14 protein-coding genes are annotated in these 16,502 nt (G+C 64.5%); all 14 read left to right on the top strand.

Annotated features, from left to right (window positions below):
• Positions 1-1,629 carry a putative lipid II flippase FtsW gene (gene ftsW, locus BEP01S_RS10815; protein WP_062243094.1) on the top strand — a complete coding sequence of 543 codons (1,629 nt, stop codon included), beginning with the start codon at positions 1-3 and terminating at the stop codon, positions 1,627-1,629.
• A 1-nt stretch (position 1,630) separates the two neighbouring features.
• The gene (murG, locus tag BEP01S_RS10810) at positions 1,631-2,731 is read left to right on the top strand and encodes an undecaprenyldiphospho-muramoylpentapeptide beta-N-acetylglucosaminyltransferase (protein ID WP_062243090.1); all 1,101 of its coding nucleotides are present in this window, start codon (positions 1,631-1,633) and stop codon (positions 2,729-2,731) included.
• A gap of 2 nt (positions 2,732-2,733) precedes the next feature.
• Positions 2,734-4,149: a UDP-N-acetylmuramate--L-alanine ligase gene (gene murC, locus BEP01S_RS10805; RefSeq protein WP_062243087.1), complete on the top strand. Its 1,416-nt coding sequence runs from the start codon at positions 2,734-2,736 to the stop codon at positions 4,147-4,149.
• Between the two features lie 5 nt (positions 4,150-4,154).
• A complete protein-coding gene (locus BEP01S_RS10800; protein ID WP_062243083.1) occupies positions 4,155-4,910 on the top strand; it encodes a cell division protein FtsQ/DivIB in 756 nt (251 codons plus the stop codon).
• Positions 4,911-5,150: 240 nt separating this feature from the next.
• Entirely contained in the window at positions 5,151-6,338 is a 1,188-nt protein-coding gene (gene ftsZ, locus BEP01S_RS10795) for a cell division protein FtsZ (protein ID WP_062243079.1), read from the top strand.
• A gap of 1 nt (position 6,339) precedes the next feature.
• Positions 6,340-7,098, top strand: coding sequence for a peptidoglycan editing factor PgeF (pgeF, locus tag BEP01S_RS10790; protein ID WP_062243076.1), 759 nt, complete (start codon positions 6,340-6,342; stop codon positions 7,096-7,098).
• 78 nt (positions 7,099-7,176) lie between these two features.
• The gene (locus tag BEP01S_RS10785) at positions 7,177-7,695 is read left to right on the top strand and encodes a cell division protein SepF (RefSeq protein ID WP_062243073.1); all 519 of its coding nucleotides are present in this window, start codon (positions 7,177-7,179) and stop codon (positions 7,693-7,695) included.
• 94 nt (positions 7,696-7,789) lie between these two features.
• A complete protein-coding gene (locus tag BEP01S_RS10780) occupies positions 7,790-8,089 on the top strand; it encodes a YggT family protein (protein ID WP_062243070.1) in 300 nt (99 codons plus the stop codon).
• Positions 8,090-8,393: 304 nt separating this feature from the next.
• Positions 8,394-9,200, top strand: a complete 807-nt coding sequence (locus tag BEP01S_RS10775; protein WP_062243067.1) for a DivIVA domain-containing protein — start codon at positions 8,394-8,396, stop codon at positions 9,198-9,200.
• A gap of 124 nt (positions 9,201-9,324) precedes the next feature.
• Complete coding sequence (locus BEP01S_RS10770; RefSeq protein ID WP_062243064.1) at positions 9,325-9,861, top strand: signal peptidase II; 537 nt, start codon at positions 9,325-9,327, stop codon at positions 9,859-9,861.
• Positions 9,854-10,777, top strand: coding sequence for an RluA family pseudouridine synthase (locus tag BEP01S_RS10765; protein WP_039208392.1), 924 nt, complete (start codon positions 9,854-9,856; stop codon positions 10,775-10,777). Before BEP01S_RS10770 ends, BEP01S_RS10765 begins: the two co-directional genes overlap by 8 nt.
• 176 nt (positions 10,778-10,953) lie before the next feature.
• Positions 10,954-14,463, top strand: a complete 3,510-nt coding sequence (dnaE, locus tag BEP01S_RS10760) for a DNA polymerase III subunit alpha (protein WP_052239884.1) — start codon at positions 10,954-10,956, stop codon at positions 14,461-14,463.
• A gap of 51 nt (positions 14,464-14,514) precedes the next feature.
• Positions 14,515-15,825, top strand: coding sequence for a histidinol dehydrogenase (gene hisD, locus BEP01S_RS10755; protein ID WP_039208394.1), 1,311 nt, complete (start codon positions 14,515-14,517; stop codon positions 15,823-15,825).
• A 2-nt stretch (positions 15,826-15,827) separates the two neighbouring features.
• A complete protein-coding gene (gene nrdR, locus BEP01S_RS10750; RefSeq protein WP_039208396.1) occupies positions 15,828-16,325 on the top strand; it encodes a transcriptional regulator NrdR in 498 nt (165 codons plus the stop codon).
• Positions 16,326-16,502 lie beyond the last annotated feature (177 nt).

Genomic DNA, 16,502 nt, shown 5'->3' with positions numbered 1-16,502 from the left:
ATGGGACGGCAGACCACCGCGAAGGCGGATGAACGTCGCCGCCGCAAGCAAGCGAAGACGAGTGTTTCCGCCTCCGCTCCGACGCGGCCGCAGAACGCCGGAGCGACGGCTGCGACGAAGCCATCGGGCGTGAAGACCGCCACGAAGGCACCTGCCGCGAAGCCCGGCACCACCGTGTCTGCCTCGAAAGCGTCTGCCACGAAATCCGCCTCGGCGAAGAAGACCGCAGTCAGACGACCGACAGCCACCGGCACGTCGAAACCTGTCTCGCGCGGCACCGCGGCCAAGGCCGCAGGCGCGAAGAAGCCGGTGACGAAGTCAGCGAGAGCCTCCGCGAAGAGCGCCCCCGGCAAGAGCGCCTCCAGCAAGAGCACTCAGAAGCCCGCCTCGGTGATCAGGAACGCCTGGAATCATCTGCGCGGTGACATCGCCAGCCTCTCCGCTCATCCGCTGACGACCTACTTCCTCATCCTCGTCTGCGTCGTGCTGCTCACGGGACTGGGCCTGGTCATGGTGCTCTCCGCCTCATCGATCACCTCCTACGACGGGGGAGCAGGCTCCTCGTTCGCCTACTTCAACAAGCAGGCCATGTTCGCCGGGGTCGGCCTCGTCATCATGTTTGCGGCGAGCAGGATGTCTCTGCAGTTCTGGAAGCGGACCGCGTGGTTCGCGATCCTCGGCGGACTCTTCATGCAGGCTCTGGTCTTCGCGCCAGGACTCGGCAAAGAGACGAAGGGCAATGCGAACTGGATCGGCTTCGGCGGATTCCAGATCCAGCCCTCGGAGTTCCTCAAGGTCGCCCTCGCCCTGTGGCTCGGCTTCATACTCGCCAAGAAGGCCGGGAAGATGAACACCTTCGGCCACGCCATGATCCCGATCGTCCCCGGTGTCCTCGCTGCCGCCGGACTCGTCGTCGCCGGCAACGACCTCGGCACCGGACTCGTCATCATGGCCATGGCGTCCGTCTGTCTCTTCGTCGGCGGATTCCCGATGAAGTACTTCATGATGCTGGGCAGCGTGCTGGTCGCAGCCGTCACCTTCTTCGTCCTCAGCTCCCAGAACCGCCTCGACCGCATCCAGGCGATGCTCACCGGGCACGCCGATCAGAGCGCAGCGGACACCATGGGCCAAGCCTGGCAGTCCAACCACGGACTGTTCTCCCTGGCATCGGGCGGATGGCTGGGAGTCGGACTCGGCGCCAGCCGTGAGAAATGGTCCTGGCTGCCCGAAGCCCACAACGACTTCATCTTCGCCATCATCGGTGAGGAACTGGGGCTCGTCGGCACCCTCGTCGTCATCCTCATCTTCGCCGTCCTCGGATACGGCATGGTGCGCGTGGTGATGCGCTCGAACAGCCTCATGGTCCAGGTCGCCACCGCCGGCTTCTTCGCCCTCATCATCGGCCAGGCCGGAATCAACATCGGCGTCGTCACCGGACTGCTGCCGGTCATCGGCCTGCCGCTGCCGTTCGTGTCCTACGGCGGCTCCTCGATCATCGCCTCACTCCTCGCAGTCGGAGTGGTGCTGTCGTTCGCCCGCACAGAGCCGGGCGCCGAGGCGGCCATTGCCGCCAACAAGGATCGCCTGCGATCCTCCCTCGCCGTGCTTGCCCGCAAGAAAAGGAAATGAGATGACGAGTATCCTCCTCGCCGGTGGAGGCACCACCGGCCATATCTCGCCGATGCTGGCGATCGGCCGTGAGCTGCGTCGACAGCACCCCGAGTGGGATGTCTTGGCGCTGGGCACCCCCGACGGGCTCGAAGCCGATATCGTTCCTCGCGCCGGGTTCGAACTGCTCACCATCGACAAGGTGCCCATGCCCCGGTCGATCAGCCCTGCCCTGCTGAAATTCCCGGGACGCTTCCGCGGCAACATCTCTGCCGTCAAGCAGATCATCTCCTCCCGCAGCATCGATGCCGTCGTCGGCGTCGGCGGATACGTGTGCCCACCGGCGTTCCTCGCCGCCAAACAGGCGAAGATCCCGCTCATCGTCCACGAAGCCAACGCGAAGCCGGGAATGGCCAACCGCCTCGGCGCCCGACTGACCACATCCGGACGCGTCGGCATCACCTTCCCGGACACCGAGCTGCGCAATTCGACCCTCGTCGGCATGCCCATGCCCACGGAGATCACAGACCTCGACCGCAGCGATGAAGGACAGCGTGCGGGATTCCGCGCCGATCTGGGGCTGCGCGATGACCGCCCGGTACTCGTCGTGACCGGCGGATCCTCCGGCGCGCAGAAGATCAACGAAGCCTTCCTCGCCACAGCGACCGCCTGCCAGGAAGCAGGCATCCAGGTCCTCCACATCACGGGAGCCGGAAAGGGCGACGCGCTGCGCGAGGTCGCGGCCGAACTGCCCGACTACCACGTCGTGGACTATGTCGACGGAATGCACCGGGCCTATGCGGTCGCGGATCTGCTCGTCGCCCGCTCCGGAGCCGCCACTGTCTCCGAAGCCACGGTCGCCGGAGTCCCGGCCCTCTACGTGCCCCTGGCCATCGGCAACGGCGAACAGCGCCTCAACGCCTCCGGCAGCGTCTCGGCCGGGGCCTCCCTCATGGTCGACAACGCCGAATTCTCACCGTCGACGGTCGTCGACACCATCCTGCCGCTGCTCGCCGACGAGTCCCGACTCGCGCAGATGAGCGAAGCGGCACTGCAGCTGAACTACCCCACCGATGCCGCGGCCCGCATGGCCGCCATCGTCAACCGCGCGCTGGAAGGCTGAACATGACCTCTGCGAACACGAGCCCCGCGAACATCGTTCCCGTCGGCGAACTCGGAGCCGTCCACTTCATCGGGATCGGCGGTTCGGGAATGTCCGGAATCGCTCGGATCATGGTCATGAATGGAGTCGAAGTCTCCGGATCGGATGCGAAGGAATCCAACGTCGTCGACGTGCTGCGGACCCTGGGCGCCACGGTGATGATCGGGCATTCGGCGGACAACCTCGGCGAGGCCGATACGCTCGTCATCTCCTCGGCCATCCGCAAGGACAACCCCGAGCTCGTCGAAGCCCAGCGTCGGGGACTGCGCATCCTGCACCGCTCCGGAGCTCTCGCCTCGCTCATGGTCGACCGGCGGGCCGTGGCCGTGGCCGGCACGCATGGGAAGACCACGACCACGTCGATGACCACCGTTGCGCTGCAGGCCTGCGGAGTCGATCCGTCCTTCGTCATCGGGGGAGTGCTGTCGACGACGGGCACGAACGCCCACCTGGGCACCGGCGACGTCTTCGTCGCCGAAGCCGACGAATCCGACGGATCGTTCCTCCTCTACGAACCGGCCATCGGCATCCTCACGAACGTCGAAGCCGACCACCTCGACCACTACGGGACCCCGGAGAAGGTGCGCGAAGCCTTCATCGAATTCTGCGACGGCATCCAGACACGGGGCGGAACGATCATTGCCTGCGCCGACGACCCGGGATCCCACGATGTCGCCCTGCACTCCCGCAGCCAGGGCGCCGACGTCGTCCTCTACGGCACCTCCGAGGGCGCCGACGTCGTGCTCCGCGACCTCGACTCCGGAATCGGCTCGACCTTCGTCCTCGACCTGCCCGACCGGGACGAAGAGCTGCGGGTCGAACTGCGGCAGCCGGGAATGCACAACGCACTCAACGCCACCGCCGCCATCGCCGTGGCGCACAGCCTCGGCGCCGATGTCGAACGCGCGGCCACCGGACTCGCCGGCTACGGAGGGACCCGCCGCCGCTTCGAGGAACGCGGAATCGCGGCCGGAGTCCGCGTCATCGACGACTACGCCCACCACCCCACCGAGGTGCGCGCCGTGCTCAGCGCCGCCCGCGGAGTCGTCACCGACGGAGGACGAGTCTGGGCGATCTTCCAGCCGCACCTGTACTCGCGGACGATGGAATTCCGTGAGGAGTTCGGACAGGCCCTCGGCCTTGCCGACGAGGTCGTCGTCCTCGACGTCTTCCCCGCACGCGAAGATCCCGTGCCCGGAGTCACCGGTGCGCTCATCGCCGATCGGGTCCCGCACGAGAACGTGACCTTCCTCGAGTCCTTCGCCGAGGCGGTCCCCTTCGTCGCCGCCCGTGTGCAGCCCGGAGACCTCGTGCTCACCGTCGGAGCCGGTGACGTGACGATCCTCGGACCCGAGCTGCTGAGCGCACTGGAGGGCTGAGGCCCATGGCGCCGCTTCCCCCGGCCCAGGCCGGTGACAACTCCACCGCGGACCTCACCGGAGTCATCCGAGCGCGCCGCCGGCAGACCTGGCGTCGCCGCCTCATCGCCGTCGGCATCGTGATTGCCCTCATCGCCCTCGTCGCCGTCGCTTGGTTCTCACCCCTGCTGTCTCTGCAGAAGGTCCAGGTCAGCGGCAGTCAGTTGGTCGACACCGACGAGGTCAGCAGCTTCGTGCTCGACGAACAGGGCGGCACCCCGCTGCCACAGGTGCGCCCCGGCACGGTCGAGGACTCCGTGCTGAAGGAGTTCCCGAAGGCAGAAGCGGCCTCCGTGCACTACTCCGGGCCCAGGTCTCTGAAGATCACAATCACGGATCGCACTCCAGTCATCGCGATCGAAGGCGAATCCGGCTTCAGGCTCTATGACTCCGAAGCCGTCGACCTCGGAACGGTCGACAAAGCACCCAAGAAGCTCACCTTGCTCAACGGCGGCGGGCACCAACCGGACAGAGAGACCGTATCCGCGGTCATCCGCTTCATGGGCGAACTGCGACCGGAGCTGCGCCGTCAGCTCGTGACGATCGAAGCCAAGGACGCCATGAGCCTCAAGGGCACCCTCGACACCGGAAAGCAGAAAGCCAAGGTCGTCTTCGGCGATTCCTCGGATTCCAGTCTCAAGGTGCGCACCGCAGCCCAACTCGCCGCCGAAGGCCGCACGGAGATCGATGTCTCCGTGCCCTCGGTGCCCGTGACGGACTGAGCCTGCGACTCCCGGGCTTGCACGTTGTTGCGCCCTCCGGTTCAGACCCCGACCTCGGAGGCGCCACTATTGCCTCCGTTTGGCCCCGACACACCGGGAATGAAGTTTGGCCGAAGCCCGACACTCCGGGGAGAATGGTTGCAGTGATGTTGTCCCGCCCAATAGCCTCAGGGCAGAGAACACAGACCGATTGCACACGCAGACCCTGCGTGACCGAAGCGCTTGAGACGAGGAACCGACTTGGCTGAATTCCCACAATCCGGAGCGGATATCAAGGTTGCCGGAACCGGCGGCGGCGGTGTCAACGCTGTGCAGAGGATGATCGACGTCGGCCTGCGCGGCGTGGAGTTCATCGCAATCAACACCGATGCCCAGGCGCTGGTCCTCTCGGACGCCGATGTCAAGCTCGAGATCGGCCGCGACCAGACCCGCGGACTCGGCGCCGGTGCCGACCCTGAGATCGGCAAGAAGGCCGCAGAATCCTCCGAAGACGCCATCCGCGATGCCCTCGAAGGTGCGGACATGGTCTTCGTCACCGCCGGCGAAGGCGGCGGCACGGGAACCGGCGCAGCCCCTGTCGTGGCCCGTGTGGCCCGTTCGCTCGGCGCACTGACCATCGGTGTCGTCACCCGCCCATTCACCTTCGAGGGACGTCGTCGTTCCGCGCAGGCGGAAGCCGGAATCGCGGCCCTGCGCGAAGAGGTCGACACCCTCATCGTCATCCCGAACGACCGTCTGCTCTCGATCTCCGACCGCAGCGTCTCCGTCGTCGAAGCATTCCGCTCCGCCGATGAGGTCCTGCGCTCCGGTGTTCAGGGCATCACCGACCTCATCTCGGTCCCGGGCCTGATCAACCTCGACTTCGCCGACGTGAAGTCGGTCATGCAGGATGCCGGAACCGCGCTCATGGGCATCGGCGCCGCCACCGGTGACGACCGTGCCGTGCAGGCTGCCGAATCCGCCATCGCCTCCCCGCTGCTGGAAGCCAGCATCGACGGAGCGCACGGAGTGCTCTTCTGCATCACCGGTGGTGGAGACCTCGGACTCTTCGAAGTCAATGAGGCCGCACGCCTGGTCCAGGAGGCCGCGCACCCCGAGGCGAACATCATCTTCGGTGCCGTCATCGACGACAACATCGGCGACGAATGCCGCGTGACTGTCATCGCCGCTGGATTCGACAACACTTCGCCGAACGCGGAGACCGCCGGATCCGACCAGATTCCTGCCCCGATCCCGGCAGCAGCTCCGGCGGAGACCGAATCCGAGTCGCCCGTCGTCGCCGAGCCCGAAACCGAGACCCCGGAAGCCGAAGAACCGGCAGCCGCTCCGCGACGCAGCGAGGAACACCAGATTCCCGCCTCGCTGCCGGGTGAGCGCAGCTGCTCGAACTTCGACTCCGACCTCGATATCCCGGACTTCCTCAAGTAATATGCTGCGCTCGAGGTTCGTCATCCCGGGCGGGCGCACCGCCCACGTCGCCTTCACCGATCGGCACGGCGGTTACTCGAGCGGGGACTTCTCCTCGTTCAACCTCGCCCGCCACGTCGGAGACGATGACGAACTCGTCGCAGCCAACCGAGCCGCTCTCGCTCAGGTCATCGGCCTGAGCGGAGAGCGGCTCTCGTTCGTCTCCCAAGTGCACGGAACCGACGTGCACACCATCAGCGACGAAGCGCAGCTGCGGCAGGCGCCGGTCGAAGCCGACGCCCAGCTGACGACCGTGCCCGGGCTCGGACTGGCGATCATGGTCGCCGACTGCACGCCGGTCATGCTCGCCGATGCCGACGCCGGTGTCATCGCCGCCGTCCACGCGGGACGCCCGGGGATGGCAGCGGGAGTCGTCGGCAATACGGTCGCGGCAATGCGCGAAGCCGGTGCCAAGAACATCCACGCGGTCATCGGACCCTCTGTCTGCCCCCGCTGCTACGAGGTCCCGGCCGAGCTGAGAAGCGAGGTCGCGGCGATCGAGCCCACGGCCGCCTCGGTGTCGGTGACCGGCACACCGGCACTCGACGTTGCCGGAGCCGTGGCCGAACAGCTGCGCCGGGCCGATGTGACCATCGATCATTTCTCGCGCACCTGCACGAAGGAATCCGAGGACCTCTTCTCCTACCGCAGGCAGAAGCGGACGGGACGGTTCGCCGGGATCATCTGGCTGCAGGAAGAAAAGACCGCGACACACCCATAGGACTCACCAGCCTAGATGCTCGCGTGCGATAGTTTGGGCGACAGGTGAGCAAGTGCCGAAGTCCGAGGAGCTTTAGACATGTCAGCAATCAAGAAGACGCTGGAATACCTGGGTTTCGTCGAAGAAGAGGACGAGACCACCCAGCACACCGACCGTCGTGAACCCAACCACCGGGACCGCGAGGTCGTCGAGTCCTTCGATGACGCCGACGAGTACGACGAACCGGCAGCGGCGGAGGAACGGACTCCGGCACCGGTGACACCGATCCATCCGTCACCGATCCGTCCCGTAGACACTCCGGCGCCAGGAACCTCAATGAATCGCATCAGGACCATCCACCCCCGCAGCTACAACGACGCCATGGTCATCGGCGCCGCCTTCCGTGAGGGCACCCCCGTGATCATGAACCTCTCGGAGATGGACGAGAACAACTCCAAGCGCCTCGTCGACTTCTCCGCCGGCCTCATCTTCGGCCTGCACGGGTCGATCGAGCGCGTCACGAACAAGGTGTTCCTGCTGACCCCCGAGAACATCGAAGTCGCGGGCGAGAACGAAGCCGATTCGGACACTCAGGCCAGCTTCTTCAACCAGAGCTGAACGCGACTTCCGAATCTCTCAACTCGTCCTCAGCTGGAACCGCTAGGCTGAAGCGTCGGAACTCAAGCAACAACGAAAGGCGCGGGGGACCCACGTGGCCATCATCTTCTACATCCTCGGTACAGCGCTGAGCCTTTACGTCTACGTGCTCCTGGCGCGAGTCGTGCTCGACCTGGTCCAGGTGTTCTCCCGCGACTGGAGGCCCACCGGCTTCCTCCTCGTCCTCGCCGAGATCGTGTACACGCTCACCGATCCGCCGCTGAAGCTGCTGCGTAAGATCATTCCGCCGCTGCGTCTGGGACAGGTCTCGCTCGATCTGGGATTCATCGTCCTGCTCATCGGCATCCAGATCATCGCGTCGGTGTTCTTCAACCTCTCGCACGCTTCCGCCTGATCCCCGTCCTGACAGTGATCTCGGCTGACTGATCACTGTGATCGGGTGCCGGGATCTGCCTGAATAATGAGTCGGCCGATTAGCGGGATTTCATTGAGTGAATACCGGATAAATGGTGAATATGCTCACCAGAATTGGCTGTTTGCCTGTCCGAGTTGTTAGCCTCGAATGCGTAAAACTTCGTCATTGAATGCGAGACACGCCATTACTGCGGGACAAAACTGCAGGTGTTACGCTAATGTGACGTTGAAGCCGTCCTTCTGGGCGGCAGCGTAATGAATGTAGATCGACCGAAGGTGACCTCATGGCGCTCACGCCTGAAGACGTAGTAAACAAGCGGTTCCAGCATGTGAAGTTCCGCGACGGGTACGACCAGGACGAAGTCGACGATTTCCTTGATGAGGTCGTCGTTGAGATTCGCCGTCTCTACCAGGAGAACGACGAACTGCGTCAGAAGCTCTCCACCGCCGAACAGCGTGTGAAGGAACTCGAAGCCGGCGGCGCCTCCGCTGCACCGGCTCAGGACATCGACGCCACTCAGGCGATGCCCGCCGCAGTTCCTGCACCCGAAGAGAAGGAAGAGGCTGCGGCTCCGGCCGAGGCACCTGCTGCTCCGGCACCGGTCGAAGAGACCCCGGCTCCGGTCGTCAAGGAAGCCGCTCCCGCTCCGCAGGACAACAACTCTGCCGCACCCGCGATGGCCGCCGGTGCTGCCGGTGGAGCAGCAGGCGCCGGTCTCGGTGCTGCCGCAGCCGGTGGCGACGGAGACGCTCATGGTCTCATCGCTCTGGCTCAGCGCGTCCACGACGAGCATGTTGCTGAAGGTGAGCGCAAGCGCGACGAACTCATCAAGAGCGCCGAGAAGGAAGCTGCCGACATCGTCGGCAAGGCCGAAACCAAGCGCGACGAAACGCTGTCGACCCTCGAATCGCAGAAGTCGACCCTCGAGCGTTCGATCGACCAGCTCTCGAACTTCGAGCGCCAGTACCGCACTCGACTCAAGAGCTACCTCAACGATCAGCTGCGTGACCTCGAGAACTCCACGAGCCTGGCTCCGGAGACCCTCGACGGGAACAACCCTCTGGGCGGTTCCTCGAACCACAAGCTCTGATCTTCAAGTACCACCGACCGAGGTCCGGGAACTCTTCGGAGTACCCGGGCCTCCGTCGTGTTCGCACGCTGAACGAGCACAGGGCTGAGTCGGACCCATTCGGCTGTGGTCTAGAATGAACCAAATGAACGATCCTGCCTCACGGGTGAAAAGACCCCGTGCCGCCATGATGGCCCTGCTGTTCACAATCGCGGCAATCGTGGTCGTGATCGATCAGTTCACCAAATTCCTCGCCGTGAGCCTCCTCGAGGGCCAACCGCCCGTGCCGGTGATCGGCTCTCTGGCCGGATTCACCTTCTACCGCAATCCCGGAGCCGCGCTCGGCATCGGCTCGAGCGTGACGTGGATCTTCCCGATCATCGCCATCGGAGTCTTCGTCGCGATCCTCGTGATCTCCCGCAAACTCGGTTCGCGAGCCTGGGCGATCGGGCTCGGTCTGCTCCTGGGCGGACTCTTCGGCAACCTCGTCGACAGGCTCTTCCGCGAACCCGCATTTCTGCACGGCGCCGTCGTCGACTTCATCGATCTGTCGCTGTTCATCTGCAACGTCGCGGACATCGCGATCTCTGCAGCCGCAGTGACCCTCGTCATCGTCAGCCTCAGAGGCATCGACATCGACGGCTCCGACTCCACCCGTGTGAAAGAGGACTCTTATGACTGAACGCTCCATCCTCGTCCCCGAAGGACTCGACGGCCAGCGCGTCGACGCTGCGATGTCGAAGCTGCTCGGCCTCTCCCGCACTGCGGCCGCCGATATCTGCGCCGACGGGGGAGTGGAGATGTCCGGGCGTCCGGTCATCAAATCCGATCGTGTCATCGCCGGCGAACGACTGGACATCATGATGCCCGAACCCAAGAAGCCGCTCGAGGTCGTTCCCGACCCCGTGCCGGGAATGCGCATCGTCCACGACGAGGATGCCTTCGTCGTCGTCGACAAGCCCGTCGGCGTGGCAGCCCACCCGGCTCTCGGCTGGACCGGACGCACCGTCGTCGGCGGACTCGCCGCAGCGGGCTTCCGCATCGCGACCTCCGGCGCCCCCGAACGTCAGGGCATCGTGCAGCGCCTCGACGTCGGAACCTCCGGGCTGATGGTCGTGGCGAAGAGCGAATACGCCTACAGCGTCCTCAAACGCGCCTTCAAGGAACGCACTGTCGAGAAGACCTACCACGCGGTCGTGCAGGGGCTGCCCGATCCTGTGCTCGGCACCATCGACGCACCGATCGCCCGGCACCCGAAGCACGACGGGCTCTACGCGGTGCGCACCGAAGGCAAGAACGCGATCACCCACTACGAAGTGATCGAAGCCCACCGTCGTGCCGCCCTCGTCGAGATTCATCTGGAGACCGGACGCACCCACCAGATCCGCGTCCACTTCTCCGCCACCAAACATCCCTGCGTCGGCGATCTGCCCTACGGCGCCGATCCGGTGCTGGCGAAGGAACTCGGTCTGGAACGCCAGTGGCTGCACGCCGTCAAACTGGGCTTCCAACATCCCGACACGCAGAAGTGGGTTGAATTCGAAAGCGGCTACCCCGAGGATCTGCAGATCGCGCTCGACCGCATCCGACCGAACTGATCCCGGTGCCCGGCGCTGTCTGGGCCGGGCCGAAGTGCCGGGAACAACAGTCCCGAAACCCCTCTCCTCAGATGCTGATGGACTAAGCTGGATAGGCAACACCGGCAACTTCAGGAAGGCGGCGCCCAGTGCCGAATGAGGACTTCGTCCACCTCCACGTCCATACCGAATACTCCATGTTGGACGGTGCGGCCCGCCTCGCCGATCTGATGGCCGCGACGAAGGCATCGGGAATGTCCGCGATCGCCACGACCGACCACGGATACCTGTTCGGAGCCTTCGACTTCTGGTCCCAGGCGACCGCCGCCGGAATCAAGCCCATCATCGGTGTCGAAGCCTATGTCACCCCCGGCACGGACCGTCGGGACAAGACGCGCGTGAAGTGGCGTACCGACGAATCGCAGAAGAGCGACGACCTCTCCGGCGGTGGTCTCTACACACATATGACCCTGCTGTCTCGGAACAACACGGGCATGCGGAACCTGTTCAAGGCCTCCTCCTACGCCTCCCTGGACTCGGTGACCGCGAAGTGGCCCCGGCTGGACCAGGAGCTGCTCGAAAGCTATTCCGAGGGACTCATCGCCACGACCGGCTGCCCGTCCGGAGAGATTCAGGTGCGGCTGCGTCTGGGGCAGTACGAAGAGGCCAAAGCGGCTGCCGGGAAATACCGTGAGATCTTCGGCAAGGAGAACTACTACGTCGAACTCATGGACCACGGTCTGTCCATCGAGAAGCGGGTGACGAAGGACCTCATCCGACTGTCGAAGGAACTCGACATTCCGCTGGTCGCCACCAACGACCTCCACTACACGCACGAATCGGATGCGAAGGCGCACGAAGCGCTGCTGGCCATCCAATCCGGTTCCAAACTCATCGAACCCACCTACGATCAGGGCGGTTCGCGGTTCGCCTTCTCCGGCTCCGGCTACTACCTCAAGACGCCCGCAGAGATGCGGTCGCTGTTCAAGGAATTCCCCGAAGCCTGCGACAACACCCTCGAGATCGCCGAGAAGTGCGAAGTCTCCTTCGATACCTCGGCGAACTACATGCCGAAGTTCCCGTGCCCTCCCGGTGAGGACGAGACCTCATGGCTGATCAAGGAAGTCGCCAAGGGACTCGACTACCGCTACCCCAACGGCGTTCCCGACGAAGTCCGCAAGCAAGCCGACTACGAGCTCGACATCATCATCTCGATGGGCTTCCCCGGCTACTTCCTCGTCGTCGCCGACTTCATCAACTGGTCGAAGGACAACGGGATCCGCGTCGGACCCGGCCGTGGTTCGGGTGCCGGTTCCATGGTCGCCTACGCGATGCGCATCACCGACCTCGATCCGCTGCAGCACGGACTGTTCTTCGAGCGCTTCCTCAACCCGGACCGTGTGTCCATGCCCGACTTCGACGTCGACTTCGATGATCGTCGCCGCTCCGAGGTCATCGACTATGTGACCGAGAAGTACGGCGATGAGCGTGTCGCGATGATCGTCACCTACGGCACGATCAAGACGAAGATGGCGCTGAAGGACTCCGCGCGTGTGCTCGGCAAACCCTTCTCGATGGGTGAGCGGCTGACGAAGGCGCTGCCTCCGGCCGAGATGGCCAAGGACATTCCGCTCAAGGACATCGAGGACACGCAGTCCAAGCGCTATAAGGAAGCCGGCGAGTTCCGCGAACTCGTCGACACCGACCCGGAGGCCCGAGAAACCTTCGAAACCGCGAAGGGCCTCGAAGGGCTGAAGCGGCAATGGGGCGTCCACGCCGCCGGTGTCATCATGTCCTCGGACCCGATCATCGACGTCATCCCGATCATGCGCCGGTTCCAGGACGGTCAGGTCATCACCCAGTTCGACTATCCGACCTCTGAGGGCCTCGGGCTCATCAAGATGGACTTCCTGGGACTGCGAAACCTCACGATCATCTCCGACGCAGTGGAGAACATCAAAGCCAACCGGGACTATGATCTCGATCTCGAGCATCTGAGCCTCGACGATCCGGCGGCGTATGAGCTGCTGACTCGCGGTGACACCCTCGGCGTGTTCCAGCTCGACGGCGGCGGTCTGCGCGCCCTGCTGCGGATGATGAAGCCTGATAACTTCGAGGATATCTCCGCGACCCTGGCGCTCTACCGGCCCGGTCCGATGGGTGCAGATTCGCATACGAACTATGCGCTGCGCAAGAACGGGCTCCAAGAGGTCACCCCGATCCACCCGGAGCTCGAGGAGCCGCTCAAGGACATCCTCGACACCACCTACGGCCTCATCATCTACCAGGAGCAGGTGATGGCGATCGCGCAGAAGGTCGCCGGATACTCCCTCGGCCAAGCCGACATCCTCCGCCGTGCGATGGGCAAGAAGAAGAAGTCCGAGCTCGACAAACAGCAGGTCGGCTTCTTCGGCGGAATGAAGGAACGCGGCTTCTCCGAAGGTGCCGCCCAAGCACTGTGGGACATCCTGCTGCCGTTCTCGGACTACGCGTTCAACAAGGCGCACTCGGCCGCCTACGGCGTCGTGTCCTACTGGACCGCATACCTCAAGGCCCACTACACGGCCGAATACATGGCGGCCCTGCTGACCTCGGTCGGTGACAATAAGGACAAGCTCGCGATCTACCTCAACGAGTGCCGTCGCCTCGGCATCACCGTGCTGCCCCCGGACGTCAACGAATCCGCGCTCCACTTCACCCCTGTCGGCACCGATATCCGCTTCGGCATGGGAGCGGTCCGCAACGTCGGCGCCCATGTCGTCGAAGGCATCGTCGAAGCCCGCGGAGAGAAGGGCGCCTACACCTCGTTCACGGACTTCCTCGACAAGGTGCCCAGCCACGTGTGCAACAAGCGCACCATCGAATCGCTCATCAAGGCCGGCGGCTTCGACTCGCTCGGCCATAGCCGCCGCTCACTCGTCGAAGTCCACGAGGAGGCCGTCGACTCGGTCATCGGCGTCAAGAGGCAGGAAGCCAACGGACAGTTCGACCTCTTCGCCGGGCTCGGCGGGGACGACGACTCACCCGGCTTCTCCGTGACCATTCCCGACCGTCCGGAATGGGAGAAGAAGGAGAAGCTGTCTTTCGAGCGCGACATGATCGGCCTCTACGTCTCTGATCACCCGCTCAACGGTCTCGAAGGTGTGTTGGCCGCGGAATCCGATGCCTCCATCGCCGAGGTGGTCGATCCGGAATCGCATCGCCACGACGGATCCCAGATCAAGGTCTGCGGAATGATCACGCAGGTCACCCGCAAGGTGTCGAAGAACTCCGGTCGTCCCTATGCGATCGTGACTTTGGAGGACCTCGAAGCCGAGATCGAAGTGATGTTCTTCGGCGACACCTACGAACCGGTGGCGAGCCTGCTTGCCACCGACCTCGTGATCTCGCTGACCGGTCGCATCCGCACCTCCGATGACCGGCCGACCTCACTGATGGCGATGTCGATGACGATTCCCGATGTCACCGACCCCAATGACCGGCCGCTCAACCTCATCATGCCGATGGAGAAGGCGACCGAGGACATGGCGACGAAGCTCAAACGGATCCTCGAATCCAACAAGGGGCAGACGGACGTCCATATCATCCTGTCTCAGCCGGGTCGGCAGACGGTGATGCGTCTTGATCGGTCGATCCGGGTCGATCCGAATCCGAGCCTCTACGGAGATCTCAAGGCGCTGCTGGGCTCCCGCTGCTTCAGCGTCTGAGGCCGTCCGCACTTCGGGCCGGGGGACTCACCTCTTGCTGCGGAGACTAGAATGGTGCGGGTGAACATTCTGGACTTCCGTGGTGAGACCCTCAATAAGCGATTCCTGGCGCAGAAGCTGCCTCGGGCCGCCGAGACCCATGCCGATATCGAACGACGGGTGGCCGAGCTGCTCGACACCGTCGCCGGCGGGGGAGCGGCCGCGGTGAAGGACTTCACCGAACGCTTCGACGGAGTGCGTCCCGAAGCCCTGCGCGTGCCTGAATCCGCACTGGCAGAGGCCGCGGCGGAACTCGATCCCGCGATCAGGGCTGCGCTCGTCGAGTCCATCGACCGCGCCCGGAAGGTCGCCGCCGATCAGCGCCCCGTCGACGTCCGCACGGAATTGGCCTCCGGTGCTTTCGTCACCACCCGCCACCTGCCGGTCGAGCGCGTCGGACTCTATGTGCCAGGCGGACTGGCCGTATACCCGTCGACGGTGATCATGAACGTCGTGCCCGCGCAGACCGCCGGTGCACACTCGCTGGCGATCGCCAGCCCGCCGCAGAGCAATGGTCTTCCCCACCCGACCGTGCTCGCCACTGCCCACATCCTCGGCATCGATGAGGTCTGGGCGATGGGTGGAGCACAGGCGATCGGCGCCCTGGCATATGGCTTCGACGACGATGAGGAACTCGAGCCCGTCGACCTCATCACCGGCCCCGGAAACGCCTATGTGGCCGCAGCTAAGTCCCTCGTGCGCTCCCGGGTCGGCATCGACGCGGTCGCCGGACCCACGGAGATCATCGTCCTCGCCGACGATCAGGCCGACCCGCGCTTCGTCGCCGCCGACCTCATCAGTCAGGCGGAGCACGACGAACTGGCCGCCTCGGTGCTGGTCACCGACTCAGTCGAACTCGCCGAAGCGGTGCAGAAGGAGTTGGACGTGCAGGTGCCTGAGGCGATGCACACCGAACGGATCGCCACGGCTCTGGCCGGACGGCAGTCGGCGATCGTCCTCGTCGACGACCTCGATGCCGGGATCGCCGTCGTCAACGGATATGCCGGTGAGCACGTCGAGGTCCACACGGCCGATGCCGCATCGGTCGGGGCACGGATCACGAACGGGGGAGCGGTCTTCCTCGGCGATTGGGCTCCGGTGTCGCTGGGCGACTACTGTGCCGGGTCGAACCACGTGCTGCCCACGATGGGCACTGCCGCTCACGGTTCGGGTCTGGGTGTGCACTCATTCATCAAGGTCAGCCAGGTCATCGACTATGATCGGGCGGCCCTTCACGAGGTGGCCGAACACATCGGTGTTCTCGCCGCCAGCGAACAGCTTCCGGCCCACGGCCGTGCTGTCGACATCAGGTTCGAGGAGTAGAGATGCGCTGTCCGTTCTGCCGTGAGTCCGATTCGCGGGTCGTCGATTCGAGGACCAGCGAAGACGGAGCCGCGATCCGCAGGCGCCGGCAGTGCCGTCACTGCGGTCGCCGCTTCACCACGATGGAGGCCACGAGCCTGTCGGTGATCAAACGCTCCGGCGTCACAGAGGAGTTCTCCCGTCAGAAGATCATGTCGGGTGTGCGCAAGGCCTGCCAGGGCCGTCCGGTCAGCGACGATGATCTTGCGAAGCTCGCACAGCGGGTGGAAGAGAACATCCGGTCGCGCGGAATCGCGGAGATCGACGCCGACGAAGTGGGTTTGTCGATCCTCGACCCGTTGCGCGAACTCGACCAGGTCGCCTACCTGCGGTTTGCCAGCGTGTACCAGGGATTCGACTCGCTCGAGGACTTCGAAGCCGCGATCGATTCGCTGCGTGCCGATGCGCTGCTGCAGTCCGGGCAGACCCGCGAACCGACCCCTGACGACTTCGCCGACTGAACGTCGCGGAGCGTGCGCGTGACCGGATCCTGAGACTGCTGAGATTTCCGTCAGAAATCTTCGTTTCGAGTACCGCGGTACAGAAATAGTTGTGTAGTATTGAACGTGCGCGCTACGGCGCGCGGCCGCTTGCGGTTCGGAGGGGAAGCCGAACCCAAGCGGCCTTTCAACATTCAT

Origin of the sequence: Brevibacterium epidermidis NBRC 14811 (assembly GCF_001570805.1) — a bacterium.
Lineage (GTDB): Bacteria > Actinomycetota > Actinomycetes > Actinomycetales > Brevibacteriaceae > Brevibacterium > Brevibacterium epidermidis.
The sequence above is the reverse complement of the archived record's forward strand: the minus strand, read 5'-3'. Positions and strand labels throughout refer to the sequence as shown.

Bases quoted from the DNA above. Each gene is read 5' to 3' on its own strand.
- ftsW (WP_062243094.1), top strand. From the start codon at position 1: ATGGGACGGCAGACCACCGCGAAGGCGGATGAACGTCGCCGCCGCAAG.
- murG (WP_062243090.1), top strand. From the start codon at position 1,631: ATGACGAGTATCCTCCTCGCCGGTGGAGGCACCACCGGCCATATCTCG.
- murC (WP_062243087.1), top strand. From the start codon at position 2,734: ATGACCTCTGCGAACACGAGCCCCGCGAACATCGTTCCCGTCGGCGAA.
- BEP01S_RS10800 (WP_062243083.1), top strand. From the start codon at position 4,155: ATGGCGCCGCTTCCCCCGGCCCAGGCCGGTGACAACTCCACCGCGGAC.
- pgeF (WP_062243076.1), top strand. From the start codon at position 6,340: ATGCTGCGCTCGAGGTTCGTCATCCCGGGCGGGCGCACCGCCCACGTC.
- BEP01S_RS10785 (WP_062243073.1), top strand. From the start codon at position 7,177: ATGTCAGCAATCAAGAAGACGCTGGAATACCTGGGTTTCGTCGAAGAA.
- BEP01S_RS10775 (WP_062243067.1), top strand. From the start codon at position 8,394: ATGGCGCTCACGCCTGAAGACGTAGTAAACAAGCGGTTCCAGCATGTG.
- BEP01S_RS10770 (WP_062243064.1), top strand. From the start codon at position 9,325: ATGAACGATCCTGCCTCACGGGTGAAAAGACCCCGTGCCGCCATGATG.
- BEP01S_RS10765 (WP_039208392.1), top strand. From the start codon at position 9,854: ATGACTGAACGCTCCATCCTCGTCCCCGAAGGACTCGACGGCCAGCGC.
- dnaE (WP_052239884.1), top strand. From the start codon at position 10,954: ATGTTGGACGGTGCGGCCCGCCTCGCCGATCTGATGGCCGCGACGAAG.
- hisD (WP_039208394.1), top strand. From the start codon at position 14,515: ATGGTGCGGGTGAACATTCTGGACTTCCGTGGTGAGACCCTCAATAAG.
- nrdR (WP_039208396.1), top strand. From the start codon at position 15,828: ATGCGCTGTCCGTTCTGCCGTGAGTCCGATTCGCGGGTCGTCGATTCG.